The sequence below is a fragment of the Olsenella sp. An293 genome (assembly GCF_002159495.1).
Lineage (GTDB): Bacteria > Actinomycetota > Coriobacteriia > Coriobacteriales > Atopobiaceae > Thermophilibacter.
The window spans coordinates 13,920-32,046 of sequence record NZ_NFIT01000007.1 but is presented as its reverse complement, the minus strand read 5'-3'; the positions used below and the strand labels follow the sequence as shown (position 1 = coordinate 32,046).

14 protein-coding genes are annotated in these 18,127 nt (G+C 71.6%); 11 read left to right on the top strand and 3 right to left on the bottom strand.

From position 1 onward, the window contains the following. The first annotated feature begins 72 nt into the window (after positions 1 to 72). The 4 genes from B5F85_RS05830 to ricT all read left to right on the top strand — a co-directional run bounded on the left by B5F85_RS05830 (position 73) and on the right by ricT (position 5,542). Complete coding sequence (locus tag B5F85_RS05830; RefSeq protein ID WP_087315312.1) at positions 73 to 1,926, top strand: sugar-binding domain-containing protein; 1,854 nt, start codon at positions 73 to 75, stop codon at positions 1,924 to 1,926. Between the two features lie 240 nt (positions 1,927 to 2,166). Beyond that, positions 2,167 to 2,832: a dTMP kinase gene (gene tmk, locus B5F85_RS05825; protein ID WP_204204660.1), complete on the top strand. Its 666-nt coding sequence runs from the start codon at positions 2,167 to 2,169 to the stop codon at positions 2,830 to 2,832. Between the two features lie 5 nt (positions 2,833 to 2,837). Beyond that, positions 2,838 to 4,001 (top strand): DNA polymerase III subunit delta' C-terminal domain-containing protein, encoded by a 1,164-nt coding sequence (locus B5F85_RS05820; RefSeq protein WP_239386729.1) that lies wholly within the window; start codon positions 2,838 to 2,840, stop codon positions 3,999 to 4,001. After that, a complete protein-coding gene (gene ricT, locus B5F85_RS05815) occupies positions 3,980 to 5,542 on the top strand; it encodes a regulatory iron-sulfur-containing complex subunit RicT (RefSeq protein WP_087315310.1) in 1,563 nt (520 codons plus the stop codon). Before B5F85_RS05820 ends, ricT begins: the two co-directional genes overlap by 22 nt. Positions 5,543 to 5,755: 213 nt before the next feature. Here the strand turns inward: ricT and B5F85_RS05810 are convergent, their stop codons facing one another. Further along, positions 5,756 to 8,314, bottom strand: a complete 2,559-nt coding sequence (locus tag B5F85_RS05810; RefSeq protein WP_087315308.1) for a transglutaminase domain-containing protein — start codon at positions 8,312 to 8,314, stop codon at positions 5,756 to 5,758. Between the two features lie 251 nt (positions 8,315 to 8,565). Further along, entirely contained in the window at positions 8,566 to 8,814 is a 249-nt protein-coding gene (locus tag B5F85_RS05805) for a DUF2442 domain-containing protein (RefSeq protein WP_087315306.1), read from the bottom strand. 149 nt (positions 8,815 to 8,963) lie between these two features. Between B5F85_RS05805 and B5F85_RS05800 the strand changes: the two genes are divergently transcribed. The 6 genes from B5F85_RS05800 (at position 8,964) to B5F85_RS05775 (ending at position 15,320) form a co-directional block, all read left to right on the top strand. Next, positions 8,964 to 9,386: a 6-carboxytetrahydropterin synthase gene (locus B5F85_RS05800; protein WP_087315304.1), complete on the top strand. Its 423-nt coding sequence runs from the start codon at positions 8,964 to 8,966 to the stop codon at positions 9,384 to 9,386. A gap of 149 nt (positions 9,387 to 9,535) precedes the next feature. After that, the gene (locus B5F85_RS05795) at positions 9,536 to 10,579 is read left to right on the top strand and encodes a cellulase family glycosylhydrolase (RefSeq protein ID WP_087315302.1); all 1,044 of its coding nucleotides are present in this window, start codon (positions 9,536 to 9,538) and stop codon (positions 10,577 to 10,579) included. Then, a complete protein-coding gene (rsmI, locus tag B5F85_RS05790; protein ID WP_087315300.1) occupies positions 10,579 to 11,448 on the top strand; it encodes a 16S rRNA (cytidine(1402)-2'-O)-methyltransferase in 870 nt (289 codons plus the stop codon). Before B5F85_RS05795 ends, rsmI begins: the two co-directional genes overlap by 1 nt. Positions 11,449 to 11,774: 326 nt before the next feature. After that, entirely contained in the window at positions 11,775 to 13,385 is a 1,611-nt protein-coding gene (gene metG / locus B5F85_RS05785) for a methionine--tRNA ligase (protein ID WP_087315298.1), read from the top strand. Between the two features lie 6 nt (positions 13,386 to 13,391). Beyond that, positions 13,392 to 14,285 (top strand): 16S rRNA (adenine(1518)-N(6)/adenine(1519)-N(6))-dimethyltransferase RsmA, encoded by an 894-nt coding sequence (gene rsmA / locus B5F85_RS05780; protein WP_087315296.1) that lies wholly within the window; start codon positions 13,392 to 13,394, stop codon positions 14,283 to 14,285. A 24-nt stretch (positions 14,286 to 14,309) separates the two neighbouring features. After that, a complete protein-coding gene (locus tag B5F85_RS05775) occupies positions 14,310 to 15,320 on the top strand; it encodes a TatD family hydrolase (protein WP_087315294.1) in 1,011 nt (336 codons plus the stop codon). Positions 15,321 to 15,631: 311 nt separating this feature from the next. Here B5F85_RS05775 and B5F85_RS05770 read toward each other — a convergent pair whose 3' ends face one another. Beyond that, positions 15,632 to 16,804: a hypothetical protein gene (locus B5F85_RS05770; protein WP_087315292.1), complete on the bottom strand. Its 1,173-nt coding sequence runs from the start codon at positions 16,802 to 16,804 to the stop codon at positions 15,632 to 15,634. A 367-nt stretch (positions 16,805 to 17,171) separates the two neighbouring features. Here B5F85_RS05770 and B5F85_RS05765 point away from each other — a divergent pair, with 367 nt between their 5' ends. Continuing rightward, on the top strand, positions 17,172 to 17,903 hold the full coding sequence (locus B5F85_RS05765; protein WP_087315290.1) for a double zinc ribbon domain-containing protein: 732 nt from the start codon (positions 17,172 to 17,174) through the stop codon (positions 17,901 to 17,903). Positions 17,904 to 18,127: the final 224 nt, after the last annotated feature.

Genomic DNA, 18,127 nt, shown 5'->3' with positions numbered 1-18,127 from the left:
ATTGTCAACCTTGACATTGTCGTCAGACGTCAGTGTCAACCTTGACGTCAGCGTCGTGCAGGGAGGTGAGCCATGCTGGACATCAAGCGCGTGCTCAAGAGCAAGCCCAGAAAGCCGGAGCACACCGCGCTGCGGACGATGCTCACCCCGTGGGGCGAGAAGATCGCGGCGGGCGAGAAGGACCTGCCGCCTGCCTCGCACCCGAGCCCCCAGCTGGCGCGCGACGCATGGACCTCGCTGAACGGCGCCTGGGAGTGCGCGTTCGTCTTTGCCCACGACGCTGCGACCGCGTGGCGGCGCGCCACGCCGCCCTACGGCGGCTGGCAGCCCATCCGCGTGCCCTTCTCGCCCGAGGCGCCGCTCTCCGGCGTGGGGCGCCAGCTCCAGCCGAGCGAGCTGCTCTGGTACCGCCGCTCCTTCGAGGCGCCGGCGCTCTCCGCCGACGAGCGGCTGCTGCTGCACTTCGAGGCCGTGGACTGGGCCTGCCAGGTCTTTGTCAACGGCGTGCCCGTCTGCGAGCACGTGGGCGGCTACCTGCCCTTCTGCGCCGACGTGACCAGCGCGCTGCGGGCGGGGGCCAACCAGCTCGCCCTCTGCGTCTTTGACCCGAGCGACGCAGGCGCGCAGCTGCGCGGCAAGCAGCGCCTGGAGCGCGGCGGCATCTGGTACACCGCCCAGAGCGGCATCTGGCAGGACGTGTGGTACGAGGTCGTCCCCGCGGCCCGCGTGAGCTCTCTGAGCCTGGACCCGCGCCCCGAGGAGGGCCGGCTCGTCCTGACCGTGGGCGTCGAGGGCGCGGGCGTGCTGGAGGCCCGGCTGCTCGACGAGGGTCGCATGGTTGCCTGCGCCACGGCGCGCGCCGCCCCGGGGCACGAGGCACGCCTTGTGCTCGCGGTGCCCGACCCGCACCTGTGGCGTCCCAGCGACCCGCACCTCTACGACGTCGAGCTCTCCTTTGGGGCGGACCGCGTGCGCAGCTACTGCGGCTTTCGCACCGTCGAGGTCGCCGCGGACGAGGCCGGCGTGCCGCGCGTGCGCCTCAACGGCAAGACGCTCTTCCTGCGCGGCGTGCTCGACCAGGGCTACTGGCCGGACGGCCTCATGACGGCGCCCTCCGAGGCCGCCTTCGCCCACGACATCCTCGCCGCCCGCGAGATGGGCTTCAACATGCTGCGCGCGCACGTCAAGGTGGAGTCGCGTCGCTTCTACGCGCTCTGCGACCGCCTGGGCATGCTCGTGTGGCAGGACATGGTCTCGGGCGGGGGCGCGTACGGCGCCTGGCAGACGAGCTACAAGCCCACGCTGCTGCGTGCGAGCTGGGGGCTCACGACCGACGAGGGCACCCGCGCCGCGCGCCGGCTCTCCGCCGACGACCCGGGCTATCGCCGCGAGTGGCGCGAGGCCTGCGCGGGGACGGTCGCGCTGCTGGGCGGCCATCCCTGCGTGGTGGGCTGGACGCTCTTCAACGAGGGCTGGGGCCAGTTCGACTCGCGCGCGGCCTGCGACGACGTGCGCGCGATGGACTCCACGCGGCTGGTCTGCGCGGCGAGCGGCTGGTACGACCGCTGCTGCGGTGACGTCCGCGGCGTGCACAACTACTTCCGGCCCCTCGAGGTCTGGCGCGACGTCGCGGCTCGGCCGCGCGCCTTCGTGATCTCCGAGTTTGGCGGCGTGAGCTGGTCGGTCCCGGACCACGTGAGCCTGCGGACCGCGTACGGCTACGACACGGCAAAGGACGGCGAGGCGTTCTCGCGCGAGGTGACGCGTCTTCTCGACCAGGCGCTCGCGCTGCGCGGGGCGGGCCTTGCCGGCTACGTCTACACGCAGCTCAGCGACGTCGAGGAGGAGACCAACGGGCTTCTCACCTACGACCGGCGCGTGAACAAGCTCGCGGTGGGCGGCCCCGAGCCCGCTCCGGAATCCTGACCTGCGTTTTGTGCGGGAGGGGGCTCTGAGGCGTGGCTTCAGGCCGCCAGATTCCGCGTTGTAGGCAGTTTTTTTGTAGGGGCCTGAGTAGCCGGCTTTGGGCACAGCCGCTACCTGCGACTCCGTGCGCGATAATCGTCCGATACTCAGGGGGTCGCCCAAAATCTGCCTACAACGGAAAATCCTTGGCCCGCGGCCCGCTGCGTGGCGTTCTCGTGGCGCGCCGCGGGAGGCGCTACCATGGAAGAGCTGGCGAACAATGAGAGGGGGCGCATGGGCGCGCGCGGGGTCTTCATCACGCTCGAGGGGGCGGACGGCTGCGGCAAGTCGACGCAGGCGGCGCTGCTCGAGGCGGCGCTTGCCGCAGGCGGCCGCGAGGTCGTGCGCCTGCGCGAGCCCGGCGGCACCCCCATCTCCGAGAAGGTCCGCGCGCTGCTTCTGGACCCGTCCAACGCCGAGATGTCGGCGGAGTGCGAGCTTTTGCTCTACGAGGCCAGCCGCGCCCAGCTCGTGCGCCAGGTGATCGAGCCGGCGCTCGCGCGCGGGGCCGTGGTGCTGTGCGACCGCTACTTCGACTCCACCTACGCCTACCAGGCCGGCGGCCGCGCCCTGCCCGAGGGCCTCGTCCGCGCCGCCAACGAGCTCGGCAGCTGTGGGCTCGTCCCGGACCGCACGCTCGTGCTCGACCTCGATCCCGCCGTCGGCCACGCGCGCGCCACGGCCGGCGGGGCGGATCGGCTGGAGGCCGAGGGCCTGTCGTTCCAGGAGCGCGTGCGCGCGGCCTACCTGCGCCTTGCCGGCCAAGAGCCGCAGCGCGTGCGCGTGATCGACGCCTCGGGACAAAAGGACGAGGTCACCGCGCGGCTGCTCGCCGCGTGCGCGGACCTCTGGGACCCTCGGGGGTGAGCGCCGTGACCCGTCCCGACCGACCGGCCGGCGCCGTGACCCGCCCCGCCGCCCTCGACGCCCTGTCCGACCAGCCGCGCGTGCGCGACTTTCTCGCCCGCGCCCTGGCCGACGGCTGCCTCAGCCACGCCTACCTCTTCGTGGGGGCGCCCGGCTCGGGCAAGCACGAGGCCGCCGAGGCGCTGGCGAAGTGCGTCGTCTGCCCCCACGGTGGCGACGCCGCCTGCGACGAGTGCCGCCGCGTGGCGCACCGCACCCACCCGGACGTCCGCTGGCTCGAGCCGGGGAGCGCCACGGGCTACCTCGTGGCCCAGGTCCGCGAGCTCATCGACGACGCGAGCCTCGCGCCCACGCGCGCCAAGACCAAGGTCTACGTGCTCGAGCGCGCGGAGCTGCTCCGCGGCGCCTCCGCAAACGCCCTGCTCAAGACCCTTGAGGAGCCGCCCGCGGGCGTGATGTTTGTCCTGTGCGCCCGCACGACCGCCGCGATGCTGCCCACCATCGTCTCCCGCTGCCAGCAGGTGCCCTTCCGGGCCGTCTCGACCACGGGCGGCGTGGACGCCGTCCGCCGTGCGGTCCCGGCGAGCGAGGCCGAGGCCCGCGTCGCCCTGGCGGTCGCGGGCACGCCGGCGCGCGCGACTGAGTTTCTCCAGTCCACGAGCCGCCGCCAGGTCCGTCGCCTCGTGGTGGGCGCGCTCGACGCGCTCGCGCGCGACGACTCCTGGGACGTTCTTCTCGCCGCGCGCGAGATCGTGGCCGCCGTGGCGGTGCCGCTGGCCGACGTCAAGCAGGCCCAGGAGGACGCGCTCAAGGAGACGCAGGACTTCCTCACCTCGACAGCGCTCAAGCAGGTGGCCGACGCCAACAAGCGCGAGCTCACCGCTCGGGAGCGTTCGGGTATGATGGAAGCCCTGTCCGCCGCCGAGTCTCTCCTGCGCGACGCGCTCGTTCGCTGCGAGGGCGTGGGCGAGGACATCGTCAACGACGACGCGGCAGCCACCGTGGACCGCATCGCCGCCGCGAGCGACACCCCGGCCGTCCTGCGCGCGCTCGACGCCGTGTCGCGCGCGGCGGACGACCTTACGCACAACGTATCACCCCAGCTGACCGTCGAGGTCATGCTGCTTCGCATCAAGGAGGCACTCGCATGCCCGCCATCATCCCGGTGAGGTTTACCTACGCCGCCCGCGACCTGTGGTTCGACCCTGCGGGCACCGGCGCCCAGGAGGGCGACCACGTCATCTGCGTCACCGAGCGCGGCCAGGAGTTTGGCCTGGCCACCGGCGACGCCCGCGAGGTGATCGACGAGGAGCTTGCCGAGACCATCGGCCACGCGCAGCTGCGCGACGTGCTGCGCATCGCCACCGACGACGACCTCGCCCGCGCCGAGGAGCTCGAGCGCCGCGGCGAGGAGGCCCTGCCGGCGTTCCGTCGCCACGTGGCGGAGTCCGGCCTGGACATGAAGCCGGTGGGCGTGGAGTACCTCTTCGACGGCGACAAGGCCGTGTGCTACTTCGCCGCGGAGGAGCGCGTCGACTTTCGCCAGCTCGTGCGCGACCTCGCGCGCGAGTTCCACGTGCGCATCGACATGCGCCAGATCGGCGTGCGCGAGGAGGCGGCCATCGTGGGCGGCTACGGCCACTGCGGCCAGGAGCTCTGCTGCCGCCGCTTTGCCATGGGCTTTGACCCGGTCTCCATCCGCATGGCCAAGGAGCAGGACCTGCCGCTCAACTCCACCAAGATCTCCGGCGCGTGCGGACGGCTCATGTGCTGCCTGCGCTACGAGTTCGAGGCCTACCGCGACTTCAAGGGTCGCGCGCCCAAGCGCAATGCCGTGATCGACACGCCGCTCGGCAAGGGCAAGATCATCGAGTACGACACGCCCAAGGAGCAGATCGTCCTGCGCCTGGAGAGCGGCAAGCAGATCCGCGTGGCGCTCGCCGACATGACGGCCTCCGAGGCCGCGCACAAGAAGTCCGAGGAGCTGGGCTGCCCGTGCCGCCCGGACACCGTGACGCGCGAGGTGCTCGACCGCTTGGAGTCCCCGGACGTGCAGATGGCCCTGGCCGAGCTCGACCGCAAGATGGGCGTGACCGCCGAGCCCGAGGTGGACGCCTCGGACCTCTTCGTGGACACGCGTCGCAAGCGTCGCCGCGCCTCTGGCGGGGCGGAAGCGCAGGGCGAGAAGGGCCGTGGAGCCGCGGAGCTATCTGCCGCGGGTGCGGACGAGGCTCCCACGCGTCGTCGTCGCAAGCGCCGTCCGGGCGACGGCGGGGCCGGCAACGCTGCCGCCCCGGCCGCGTCCGCCAAGGCCGACGCCGGCTCGCAGCCCGGGACGCGCCGTCGCCGTCACCACCAGGCCGGCGAGGGCGCCGCGGACGCGGGCGCGCAGGGCTCCGGTGCGGGTTCCGGCTCCGGCTCCGGCGCGCAGCCGGTCAAGCGGACGCGCCGCCCGGGCGACCGGGGCGGGCAGACCGCTGCCGAGAAGGGCACCCAGCCGCGCGGGATGCAGCCGTCGCGCCGCAAGCGCGGGGCGCAGGCGTCCGGCTCCGGCGCGGGCCAGCAGGGCGGCGAGCAGGGCGGCCAGCGTCCGGCGCCCAAGCACATGCAGGGCGACGAGACCGCTCCCAAGGCGCGCCGCCGTCGTCGTCGCGGCGGCCGCGGCAAGGGCGGCGCCGGCTCCGAGGGCGGTGCCGGCGGCGGCGAGTAGGGACGTAAGGTTCTTCTCGGCCAGGTATTGACGAGTTTGCAGACCGTCCGGAATCCGCACCTCCTCTGGATGCGTGCGAGTTCCGGACGGTTTCGTCTCTCGAAGCGTCCGGAATCCGCACCTCCTCTGGATGCGTGCGAGTTCCGGACGGTTTCGTCTCTCAGACCGTCCGGAATCCGCACGTACCCGGATCACGTGCGAGTTCCGGACGCCTTACGCTAGGGCGGCGAGGCGCAGCGCGAGCTCGACGGTCCCCACGGCGTACCCGCCGCGCGCGAACAGGCCCAGCGGCGCGCCGTCGCCGCGGCAGTCGAGCAGCACGGCGAGCGGCAGCAGCTCAGGGTTGGCAAACATACGGCGCGCGAGGCGCTCCGGCTGCTCGGAGAAGTCGTCGCGGGCGAGCGTCACGGAGGCGCCGGCGCCGCGCAGGGCCGCGAGGCAGCGCGCGAGCGTGGGGTCGGCCTCGGCCGCCGCAGCGTCCTCGCGCGTCACCAGCGTGAGCGCGATCTTCTCGGCGGCGAGTCTGTCCGCGACGTCCGCGAGCTCGTTTTCCAGGTGCTCCGTGGGCTCCTCGGCGAGCTCCAGGAAGGCGAGAAGCGCCAGACCGTCCGTGGGCGCGAGCTTGCCGGCGGCGGGCAGGGGGATGCGCTGCAGCATCTCGCTTGCCTGCGGGCTGCGAAGGCGCAGGTCCAGCTGCGCCGGGGCTTCCGGTGCGACCTCGATCACGCGCTCGCACGCCTGCTGGTTGCCGTTGGGAAGGCGCACGGTTGTGGTGACGCGATACCGGCCCGCCGGCACCTCGAGGCGCTCGGGGTCCTGCCCCCAGAGGTCGAGCTCGTGAAAGCCGTACAGGAGCTGGCCGCTCACCTGCATCGAGGAGCCCAGCCTCGCGACGGTGAGGTCGGTGCCGTACGAGAGGGCGCGCCCGCTTGGGGGAGTGAGACGCAGCTCAAACGTCCGCTGCTCCTCGGGCGCCCCCTCCACGCAGACCCACGTGCCGAACCGCAGCACCTCGGCGCGCAGGTCGGCCGGGTTGAGACGCGCGGGGACGCCAAGGCTGCGGCAGGCGGCCACAAAGAGCGTCCGCCGCGTGATCTCGGAGGCCTCGCCCGAGGTCAGCGCGCCCACGGGGGTCCCCACGAGCTTGGCCATGTGCTCTTTGGGCGAGAAGGACAGGCGCCGCGCCAGCAGCTGCCACGCGGCCGCCGGGTCGCTCGCGATCAGCGCGCGGAGCTCGTCGTCGAGCATTCCGGGGAGCTGCGGGCGCCAGGAGCTCAGGTGCTCGAGGTGCACGCGCGGGCACAGGACGAAGCGCTCCCAGACCTCGCGGTCGAGCTCGGGGTCGCGCGCCGCCAGGGCCGCGCGGAGGTGTCCCTCCAGCACGCTGGCGGAGAGGTCGAGATAGTCCTTCTCCGACAGGGTCTCAAGAAGGGCCAGGCGCTCGGGCTCGGGCCCGGCGGTCAGAAACGAGAAGACCTCGTCGGCGTTGCCGAGCGCCCCGTCCAGGACGCGCGCGACCGCCGCCCCGTCATCGTCCGGGCGCAGCTCAGCCGCCCGCTCGGCGAGCTCTGCCGCGTGCGCACGCAGGGCGGCAGCGCGCTCATGGCGCAGCTTGTCGGCCGCCGCCTTGCATTCGCGCCCGCGCGCCTCGGCCTCGGGGGAGAGCGCCTGCGTGCGCGCGGGGTGATCCTCGGGCGCCCGGACGTCGAGCTCGCGCCAGTCGCCGGGCTCGGGCGCCGGCGCGAGCTCGAGCGCGACCTCGCAGGACCGCGCGAGGTCCACGTCCTTCTCGGCAAGGAGCTCCCCGGCAGAGGCGTGCACGCGCACCGTGCCTTTTCCGAGCGTCACCGCGCAGCTGCCGGTGACGTTTGTCGAAAGCGTCACGAGCGGACGCCAGCCCGCCATGTTGAGCACCTCGAGCGAGACCGCCGCTCCCTCGACGGGCGTGCCGGCAGCGTCCGTGACGCGCACCGTCAGCTGCGCGCAATCCGCGTAGGAGCTCGTGACGTTGACCACGTACGCGCAGCCGCTGCGCATGAGGACGTCCTCGGGCGCGCAGCCAAAGTCCGAGAAGAGCCGCGTGCTCACCATGGGGGCGCGGCCCGAGGCGGCGGTGAACCAGCCGCGGTCGAGCGCCTCCTCCGGCTCGCAGGCGCCCAGGTAGTGCCAGGCGCCGTCCGCGTAGGCCTCGACCCAGGCGTGATTGTCGTCGCAGTGCGCCCACCAGGGCGTGTAGAGCTGGCGGGCCGGGATGCCCACGGCGCGCAGCGCGGTCACGAGCAGCGTCGACTCCTCGCCGCAGCGCCCGGCCGCCGCAGCGATCACGCCGCGCGCGCCGAGGGTGCGGCCGTCGGTGGTCTGGTAGGTGGCCATCTCGGCGCACCAGTAGTTGACCTCGATGACGGCTCGCTCGGCGGAGAGCCCCGCCACGCGCGGCGAGAGCTCGGCCCAGAGCGCGGGGCGCACGTCCTCGAGCGGCTCGTTGTTGATGCGCGGGCAGGCGACGTAGTGGATAAAGACGTCCTCGGGAAGCTCCGCGGCGGCCCCGGCGCGCAGCATGAGCGCGTGGCGCGCGAAGCTGAGCAGCGTCTCGAGCGGAGAGTCGAAGACGTCCGTCAGCGGCAGGGTTGCCACGAAGGAGCGGGTGAGCAGCGCCTCGTCGGCAGGCAGCGGGGCGAGAAGCTCCTCGACCTCGCGGTCCTTCTCGCCCAGCAGGGGGCGGCGCTCGGCGTAGCGGTGGGCGACGTGTTCGGCAAAGCTCCGGGAAAGCATGGCGGCTCCTTTGCGTCAGGGTGCCCGCACATGGTACCCCAACGGCCGACCGTCGGCCCGCCTTTGACGTCTTTTAGGGTATGTACACCCGCCTTTGAGGGTATGTACGCCCCGTCAGGAGGCCCTTCTCGCATCTCCGCAGCTCAAAGGCTTAGCGAGAAGAACGCGCCGCCCGCACGACCGTACATACCCTCAGGGGCGGGCCCGCGGTCGGAACGTCGATTCGTCGCCCCGCTGTCGCCAATTTGTTCTTACGCCACGGGTACGCTCAGTTCGTACAGCTCGTGAGGAGCGACGTCTTGACCATGGGGCCACTCGATTCCCGTACCGCCCTCCAACATGCGGACGGCTCTGAAGTAGGAGGGGTTGAGCAGCTCTTCATACCAAGGTCCGCTCGTATAGGGCGAGACGTCGAACTCCCTCTTCTCACCGGTGTCGTACTCAAGGAACAGCCGGCAGTTGTCGAGCGGCTCCACAAGCACCAGTCTAGGCTGCAGCATCTCTGACCTCCTTTGCTTTGCTTCAGTCTACCCATAGGGTGACGGATGGAATCCAGGAAGGTATGGGATGGGCGGCGCGTCCATCCCACACGCGCGCTTGCCCGTCTCGCGCTACGATAGTGTCTCGCCAAAGACCCGAAAGGACGCGCATGTACGGACTCAAGACCGAGGCCAGCTTCGACTCCGCCCACTTCCTCGCCGACTACCACGGCAAGTGCGAGAACCTCCACGGCCACCGCTGGCGCGTCGTGGCATACCTGCGCACGCCCGAGCTGGGGGCCGCCGGCACGGAGCGCGACATGGTCTGCGACTTCGGCGTCTTCAAGCGCGCCGTCCGGGAGCTCGCGGAGGAGTTCGACCACACCTTCCTGGTGGAGGAGGGGACGCTGCGCCCGGCCACGATCGAGGCCCTGGAGGGCGAGGGCTTCTCGCTCACGGTCCTGCCCTTCCGCACCACGGCCGAGAACCTCGCCCGCCACTTCTGCGAGCGCCTGCGCGAGCGCGGCCTGCCCTGCGCGCAGGTCGACGTCTACGAGACCCCGCTCAACTGCGCGACCTATCTCGCGGACTGAGCCTCGTCAAACGCGCCGCAGGTCGGCGCCCCCGCCGCCCACAGACGGCAGCGGGCCGTCGGCCATCTTGTCACGACCTTGAATGATTATTGAGGGGCCCCGGTGGCTATACTTGCCTCAGGGTGAGTTCGGGAGAGCGGAGGTGCGTCATGGGAAGCCATCCCCTGCATGGGGTCAACCTGACGGGTTGGCTGACGCTTGAGTCGTGGGTGACGCCCGAGCTCTTTGCCGAGGCCGGCGCGCTCGACGAGCAGTCCCTCGCAAACGCCCTCGGTCCCCGTCGCTACGCCGACCTCGTGCGCTCGCACCGCGCGGAGTTCGTCACGCGCGAGGACTTTGCCCGGATCGCCGCGCGTGGCTTCAACGCGGTGCGCCTTCCCGTGCCATGGTACGTCTACGGCGAGCAGGGCCCCGAGCCCGGGCCCTACGTGGGCTGCATCGAGTTGGTCGACCAGGCGCTCGAGTGGGCGGAGGAGATCGACCTCAAGGTCATCTTCGCGCTTGCGATAAACCCCGGCGCGCCCTGCCCCGACGAGGGCGTGGCGCCGGACAACGCCGACTGCCACGTGCCGCGCGAGCGCATCCTCGACGTGGTCTACGCCCTCGCCAAGCGCTACGCCCTGCGCGCGGGCTTCTTTGGCATCGAGCTCGCCGACGACGCCGTCCCGCAGGTGCGCCGCGGCCTGGCGCTCACCGACGGCGTGCCCATCCATCGCCTGCGCAACTACTACCGCGAGGCCTACGAGCTCGTCCGCAGCGCGGCGGGCGAGGATCCCGTCGTCATCATCCCGGACGGCGGCATCCCGGGCGGCTGGGGTCGCTTCATGGCGCAGCGCCACTACGTCAACGTCTGGCTCGACAGCCATCTCGACCGCCCCGCCACGCGCGTGGACGTCTCCGGGCCCTCGGGCGTGCGCCGCCTCGTCGCCGCTCACGACCGCCACCTGCGCGAGGCGCGCCGCTGCGGCATGCCCGTCATGGTGGGCAAGTGGTCCTCGTCGCTTCCCGTCGCGGACGCCCAGATGACTCCGGAGGGCCGCATCGCCCTCGAGCGCGTCTACACCTCCGAGCAGCTGGGCACCTACGAGAAGTGCCCCGCGTGGTTCTTCAACACCTGGAAGACGAGCGGGCTTCTGGCGGGCTGGGACGCGCGCGTCGCCCTGGCGACCTTCGAGCGCGGGATGATCGTCTGATGGCGGTCGCCGCGCCCGGCGGCGTGCTCAGCGTCGTGGGCACCCCCATAGGCAACCTCGAGGACGCCTCGCCCCGCGTGATTCGCACGCTCGGCGAGGCGGACCTCGTGCTGTGCGAGGACACGCGCGTCACCGGGCGCCTCATGTCCGCCTTTGGCCTGCGCGTGCGCCTCGAGCGCTGCGACGAGAACGTCATGGCCGAGAAGGTCGCGGGCGTGCTCGACCGCCTGGCCGCGGGCCAGCGCGTGGCCTTCGTCTCCGACGCGGGCATGCCGGGGGTCTCCGACCCCGGGCAGCGCCTCGTCGACGCCGCGCTCGACGCGGGCCTGCGCGTGGAGGTGGTCCCGGGCCCGAGCGCGGTGACCTGCGCGCTGGTGGCGTCGGGGCTTGCGAGCGAGCACTTCTTCTTCGAGGGCTTCCTGCCGCGCCGCGCGGGCGCCCAGCGCTCGCGTCTCGAGGAGCTGGCAGTGGTCCCGGGCACGCTCGTGGTCTACGAGAGCCCGCGGCGCGTCGCCGAGACGCTTGCGCGCGTCGCCGAGGTCATGCCGGGGCGCCGCGTTGCCCTCGTGCGCGAGCTCACCAAGCTCCACGAGGAGGTCGTCCGCGGCGAGGCCGCCGCGCTCGCGGCGCAGGTGGCGGCCCGCGACGAGCTGCGCGGCGAGTGCGTGATCGTGATCGCCGCGCCCGGGGCGGGCGAGCTCGAGCGGCGCCGGGCGGCCGCGGCCGGCCCCGGAGGCACCCTCGAGGAGGAGATCGCCGCGGGCCTGGCCGCCGGCGAGCCCAAGAGCGCGCTGGCCAAGCGGCTGGCCAAGTCCTTCTCGCTTCCCCGCGCCGAGGTTTACGACAAGGTGCTCGCCGCCGCGCGGTAGCGCCGGTGCCGGCGGCGGGCCGTCCTTACGGCGTTGTGCGCACCCTCCGGCGATGTGCGCGCTCCCCGGCGATGTGTACACGACCTCAGAGGTCCTTCTCGGCAGATGCGCAGGTAGACGCGCTGCCGAGAAGTGCGCACAACGCCGTCCGGTGTACACAACGCGAACAAGTGCGCACAACGCCGAGAAGTGCGCACACCCCGGCGGGCGCGCCGCCCACCCCGCCCCGTTCGTGCCCCGCGCAAAGCCGCTCGCCGCCGCTTCGCTGCCGCTCGCGAAAGAGTACAATCGACTCCACATGCCAAAGTCCGTCATGAGGAGCACCTATGGCAGAGAAGCCGTCCTACTTCGTCACCACCCCCATCTACTACGTCAACGCTGCCCCGCACCTGGGCACCGCCTACTGCACCCTGCTCGCCGACGTCCAGGCGCGCTTCCGTCGCGCCGCCGGCTACGACGTCAAGTTCCTGACCGGCATGGACGAGCACGGCGAGAAGGTCGCCGAGGCCGCCGCCGAGCACGGCATGACCCCGCAGGAGTGGTGCGACTCCCAGGCCCCGCTCTTCAAGGACCTCTGGAGCGAGATCGAGGTCTCCAACGACGACTTCATCCGCACGACCGAGCCGCGCCAGCACCACGCGGTCCAGTACCTCTGGGACCGCATGCTCGAGTCCGGCTACCTCTACAAGGGCTCCTACGACGGCTGGTACTGCGTGCCCGAGGAGACCTACTTCACCGAGACCCAGGTCGAGAAGGCCGACGAGGAGCGCGGCACCAAGGGCCAGCACCTCTGCCCGGACTGCGGCCGCCCGCTCGAGCGCGTCCAGGAGGAGTCCTACTTCTTCAAGCTCTCCGCCTTCCAGGACCGTCTGCTCAAGCTCTACGACGAGCACCCTGACTTCGTCCAGCCGGACTTCCGCATGAACGAGGTCCGCAGCTTCGTCGAGGGCGGCCTGCAGGACACCTCGGTCTCCCGCACCACCTTCGACTGGGGCATCAAGGTGCCCTTTGACGACAAGCACGTCACCTACGTGTGGTTTGACGCCCTGCTCAACTACATGACCGCCGTGGGCTACAGCCTGGACGATGCGGCCTCCGCGGCCGAGTTCGCGCGCCGCTGGCCGGCCCAGTGCCACCTCATCGGCAAGGACATCATCCGCTTCCACTGCATCCTGTGGCCCGCCATGCTCATGGCCATCGGCGAGGCCCTGCCGGAGCACGTCTTTGTCCACGGCTTCCTCACGGTGCGCAATCCCGAGACCGGCCAGGCCGAGAAGATGTCCAAGTCCCGCGGCAACGCCATCGCCCCGCGCGACGTCATCGAGCTGCTGGGCGTCGAGGGCTACCGCTACTACTTCATGACCGACGTCGTGCACGGCGACGACTCGGCCATCTCCTTCGAGCGCATGGAGCAGGTCTACAACGCCGACCTCGCCAACAGCTGGGGCAACCTCGTCTCGCGCGCCCTCAACATGAGCGCCAAGTACTTCGAGGGCGCCACGCCGGCGTGCCCGGAGGGCTGGGCCGAGAAGGACGGCGTGCTCAAGGGCGTCGCCGAGGGTATCTACGACGCTTATGCCTCCCGCATGGAGGTCTTTGACTACGCGGGCGCCAAGGACGTGGTCATGGAGCTCGTCCACGCCGCCAACCACTACATCGAGGACTCCGCGCCCTGGGCCGTGGCCAAGGACCCGGAGCGCGCCGGCGAGCTCGCGGACATCATCCGCGACCTGCTGGAGTCCATCCGCATCTGCGCGCACCTCTTCGCGCCGTTCATGCCCCAGACCTCGGCCGAGGTCCTGCGCCGCATGTCGCTCGAGGCCGAGGCCGCGACGGACGACCTGCGCGCGGCCTGCGCCTGGGGCGGCCTCGCGGGAGGCGTGCCCGTGACCAAGGGAGACGCGCTCTTCCCGCGCCTCGACACGGTCAAGAAGTAGGCGGGCGTGGGCGGATCTCCTCTCGCAAGCCCCGGCGCCACGCGCGCCCTGCTCGAGGCGTACGGCCTCGCGACCAAGCACAGCCTGGGCCAGAACTTCCTGGTCAACAATCACGTGATCGAGAAGATCATGGACCTGGCGGAGCTTGGGCGAGAAGACCGCGTGCTCGAGGTGGGGCCTGGCATCGGCACGCTCACGCTGGCGCTTCTCGCCGAGGCGGGACGCGTGGTCTCGGTGGAGATGGACCGTGAGCTCGAGCCCGTGCTCTCGGCCCACGCCGCCGCGCACCCGAGCTTTGCCTACCTCATGGGGGACGCCCTGCGCGTCCCGGCGGAGAAGATCGTGGAGGCCGCGGGCGGCGAGCCCACGGCGCTGGTGTCCAACCTGCCCTACAACGTGGCGGCCACGATCATCCTGGCCTACCTGCAGGGCATGCCGAGCCTGCGCCGGCTCGTGGTGATGGTGCAGGCCGAGGTCGCCGACCGCATCTGCGCCGCGCCCGGCAGCCGCACCTACGGCGCCTACACGGCCAAGCTCGCGCTTCTCGGCCAGGTGACCGGGCGCTTTGAGGTGGGGCCGGGCAACTTCATGCCACCGCCGCACGTGGACTCCGCCGTGGTGCGCATCGACCGCGCGCCGCTGGTGGCGCCCGAGCTCGTGGCGGGCGTGTCCGCCGTGATCGACGCCGCGTTCGCGCAGCGCCGCAAGACCATCCGCAACTCCATGTCCTCATCGGGATACGAGAAGGGCGCGCTCGACGCGGCGTTTGCCGCCTGCGGGATTGCGCCCACGTGCCGGGCCGAGACGCTCGCGCCCGAGGACTTTGTCCGCCTTTATCAGGAAATCTCGCAGACTCAGGGCCAGGTCCGGCCGATTGGCGGGACCCAGGACCAGGGATAGACCAAAAGGAGCTAGGAGCACACCATGTCCAACGTCATTGCGCTCGACGATCTCACGCTCGCGGACGGCGAGCTGTTCCACGACCACAAGGGGACGGCGGCCCCGATGCCCGTGCCGCTCGCGCCGCTGGCAGACACCCACGGTCACCTCACGAGCTTCCGCGAGCACGACCCGGCGATGGCGCTCGTGCGCGCCGCGCTCGCCGGCGTGCGCCTGCTCGTGGTCCCCATCGACCCCATCGACGACATCCCCCGCAGGTGGGAGAGCGTGCCCGCGCTGCTGAGCTGGCTTGACGAGCAGATCGAGACCGCGCGCGAGGCGCTCGCCGAGTGCACCGAGCGCGGCTTTGTCCCGCCCGCCTTCGAGGGCTACGACGCGCCCGAGCTTCTCGACAACGTGCGCATCGTCGCCGGCGCGCACCCCTACGGCGCGGGCACCTTCGACGACGACGTCATGGCGCGCCTGCGCGAGCTGCTGGCGAGCCCCCGCTGCGTGGGCGTGGGCGAGTTCGGCCTCGACTACGGCCCCTCGAGCACGGTTCCCTACCCGGTGCAGGAGGAGGTCTTCCGCGCCCACCTGCGCCTCGCCAAGGAGCTGGGGATGCCCGTGCAGCTGCACATCCGCGACGCCGCCAACGACGTCCGCTGCGGCGCCCACCGCGACGCCGCGCGCATCCTCGAGGAGGAGGGCGTGCCCGAGGCCGGCTGCGACCTGCACTGCTTCACGAGCGGCGTCCGCGTGCTCGAGAGCTTCACGCGCCTGGACTGCCGCATCGCCTTTGGCGGCGCGCTGACGTTCATGCGCTCCGACGATATCCGCGAGGCCGCGACCATCTGCGCCGAGCGGTACCTGCTCACGGAGACGGACAGCCCGTACATGGCGCCGGTGCCGCTGCGCGGCGAGGAGTGCGAGCCCGCGATGGTCGCCTTCACCGCGGCGATGATCGCGGACGTCCGCGAGAAGGGCGGGCGCGGCTCGCGTCAGGAGACCTACGACGCGCTGTGGCGCAACGCCTGCGCGCTCTTTGGGCGATAGGGGCCGTTCCCGAGGTTCTTCTCGTCTGGACCGTCCGGGCGGCGCACGTTCCCCGGGGAGGTGCGGCGCCCGGACGGTTTTGCGTCCCGGACCGTCCGGATCCCGCACGTTCCCAAGGAGGTGCGGCGCCTGGACGGTTTTTGGGCCCGGACCGTCCGGATCCCGCACGTGGCTGAAGCAGGTGCGGCGCCCGGACGGTTTTTGGGCCCGGACCGTCCGGATCCCGCACGTGGCTGAAGCAGGTGCGGCGCCCGGACGGTTTTTGGGCCCGGACCGTCCGGATCCCGCACGTTCCCCAAAGAGGTGTGGGATCAGGTCGCGTCGGCGGGGCGGGCGTCGAGGTCGGCGCCGTGCTCGCGCGCGAGGCGTCTCCACTGCGCCTCGGCCGCCAGCCGGTACGCCCAGCGCGGGACCCCCGGACGCGCCAGGCCCTCGCCCGCGTCCGATCCGGCGAGGACCGCCATGATGAGCCGGTCGATCGCCTCGGAGACGCCGCGACGCAGCATCCCCATGCGCGGGGATTTGGCGATGGCCCCCAGCATACCGCCCGCGCCCACCGCGACGCCGCCCATCCACCGCGCGCCCGATCCCGCGCAGAAGTTCTCGATGACCGAGAAGGACGGAACGATCTGCTCGGCCTCGTAAAACCCCATGTTGGCCAGGGCGTAGACGCGAGTCCCCGGGGAGATGACGCCCCGGGAGCGCTCGAGGAGCTCCACGAGTCCTCCCGGCAGCGCGTCCACGTAGAGCGGATAGCCAATGAGCACCACGTCGCAGCCTTCGAGCAGCTCCGCGCGCGTCGCGCGCACGAGCTCGGGACGCCCCACGCCGGCCATCCGTGCGTAGACCGGCAGCGCCTCCGCAAAGTCCCCGAGCAGCTGCGCGGTCGCCGACCGGGCCCCGCGCGGGCTGCCGTTCACCAGCGCCACGCGGCGGGGGAGGGCGGGCGCGTGCGGCTGGGTGGCCGCCGCGGGCACGGCGGGCGCGTTCTTCTCGGCGCCTGCGCCCAGCTCGTCTGCGGGAAACCAGATGCCCGCGAGGCGCGCTCCCAGGTTGAGGGCGTTTGCGGAGGCGATGCGGCCAAAGCACGCGCGCTCCGCCTCCGTGGAGGGGCCGTAGAGCCAGCAGCTGATCGTCAGCTCGTGGTCGGGGTAGCGCAGGCGATGGTGCATCTGGGCGTTTGCCATGCGGAAGTTGGGGTGCAGGTAGCCGATGGAGCGGTCGAGCGCGCGCTTGACGAGCGGGGAGAACCCGCCAAAGGCGTTTTGGGAGAAGATCCAGAGCTCTTTGGTCCGGGCGATAAGAACGCCGAGGTCGCCCAGGGAGTCGCGGATGACGCAGACGCCCGGCGTGCGCACCCAGCACCCGAAGCAGCCCGCGCAGTCGTGCGCGGCGGCGAGGTCCTCCCGCGTGACGGCCGCGTCGAAGCGCGCGCCCGTGGCCTCGAGCTGCGCGCGCGTGAGGTCGCAGATGATGGTGCGCATGACGGCTCCTCCGGTCGACGTTGATGCCAGCGTACGCCAGGCGCGCCGCCGCGTGAAGGGGTCATCGACCCTTGACCGGAGGCGGAAGGATTACCTACTTCAAAACCAGTGGGTAACTGGCCCAAAAACGGAAAAGAGCCCCTCTTGAGGGCGGTTACCCACTGGTTTTGAAGTAGGTAACGGCTCGGCCCAAAGCGACCGGGACGAGAAGGACGTGGCGGGCGCGACAAAAACGGGGACGGAGCCCAGGCCGAGAAGTGCGACGGGCCGCAAACCTTAAGCACAGGACCTGCGCACGCCCCGCGTCCCTCGCGTGCTACACTACCGCCACCGAGGCGACCCCCATCCGCAGACGGAAGGGGGTCGCATGCGCATCGGGCGTCTTGCCACAAGGATGGGGGAGGGACTCGCGGAGGCCCTGTGGCCCACGCGCTGTGTGGGCTGCGACCAGCCTGGCGAGCTCATCTGCGACCGATGTCGCGCCGCACTGCCGTGGATCGAGCAGCGCCTGGCGTGCCCCTCGTGCGGTGCACCGTACGGGTACCTCACCTGCACGGAGTGCGACGGAACCTGGCCCGTGCGCGCCACGGTCGCCGCGTTTGGCTTCCATGGCACGCCGGCGCGCATGGTCACCTGCCTCAAGGACGGACATGAGCTGCGGCTCGCGCCGGTGATGGCGGCTGCCCTGCTCACGGCGCTCGAGGAGGCGTCCGCCTGGCCCGCGCCGGACGGGCGCCCGCGCTTCTCGCCCGACGAGGTGGACGGCGTCTGCTTCGTGCCCGCCACGTCCGCCGCCTTCGCGCGCCGCGGCTTCGACCACATGGCGCTGGTCGCCCGCGAGCTCTGCGGCTTCTCCGGCCTGGGGCTCGCCGACGTGCTCGTGCGACCGCAAGCCCGTGACCAGCGCATCCTTGGCCGAGAAGAACGCGCGGAAAACCTCGAGGGCACCATGTACGTCCGCGGGGACGTCTCGGGCGCGCGGCTGCTTCTGCTCGACGACGTCGCCACCACCGGCGCGTCGATTGCCGAGGCCTCGCGCGCCCTTCTCGCCCGGGGCGCGGCGTCGGTCACCGCCTGCGTCCTCGCCCGCGTGTGGTGAGCCCGGTGCCTGAGGGCCGCCCGCGCCCGCTCCCCGCGCCCGCCCGCGACCCGCGCCCGGCAACATGATGAAACTTGCTTTAACACACCCGCCCCCTCCCCGAAGCGCCTCGCGGACGGGGTATACTGAGCAGACGTCTCGACCAGGTCTGTGGTTGCGGGCCCCGGCGCGTCCGGAGCCCAAGTCCATGTCAGACGAGGACAAAGGGATCCACGTAAGTCAGG

Coding starts and splice junctions, on each gene's coding strand:
- B5F85_RS05830 (WP_087315312.1), top strand. CDS start 73: ATGCTGGACATCAAGCGCGTGCTCAAGAGCAAGCCCAGAAAGCCGGAG.
- B5F85_RS05795 (WP_087315302.1), top strand. CDS start 9,536: ATGGGAAGCCATCCCCTGCATGGGGTCAACCTGACGGGTTGGCTGACG.
- B5F85_RS05770 (WP_087315292.1), bottom strand. CDS start 16,804: ATGCGCACCATCATCTGCGACCTCACGCGCGCGCAGCTCGAGGCCACG.
- ricT (WP_087315310.1), top strand. CDS start 3,980: ATGCCCGCCATCATCCCGGTGAGGTTTACCTACGCCGCCCGCGACCTG.
- B5F85_RS05775 (WP_087315294.1), top strand. CDS start 14,310: ATGTCCAACGTCATTGCGCTCGACGATCTCACGCTCGCGGACGGCGAG.
- B5F85_RS05805 (WP_087315306.1), bottom strand. CDS start 8,814: ATGCTGCAGCCTAGACTGGTGCTTGTGGAGCCGCTCGACAACTGCCGG.
- B5F85_RS05800 (WP_087315304.1), top strand. CDS start 8,964: ATGTACGGACTCAAGACCGAGGCCAGCTTCGACTCCGCCCACTTCCTC.
- metG (WP_087315298.1), top strand. CDS start 11,775: ATGGCAGAGAAGCCGTCCTACTTCGTCACCACCCCCATCTACTACGTC.
- tmk (WP_204204660.1), top strand. CDS start 2,167: ATGGAAGAGCTGGCGAACAATGAGAGGGGGCGCATGGGCGCGCGCGGG.
- B5F85_RS05810 (WP_087315308.1), bottom strand. CDS start 8,314: ATGCTTTCCCGGAGCTTTGCCGAACACGTCGCCCACCGCTACGCCGAG.
- B5F85_RS05765 (WP_087315290.1), top strand. CDS start 17,172: ATGCGCATCGGGCGTCTTGCCACAAGGATGGGGGAGGGACTCGCGGAG.
- rsmI (WP_087315300.1), top strand. CDS start 10,579: ATGGCGGTCGCCGCGCCCGGCGGCGTGCTCAGCGTCGTGGGCACCCCC.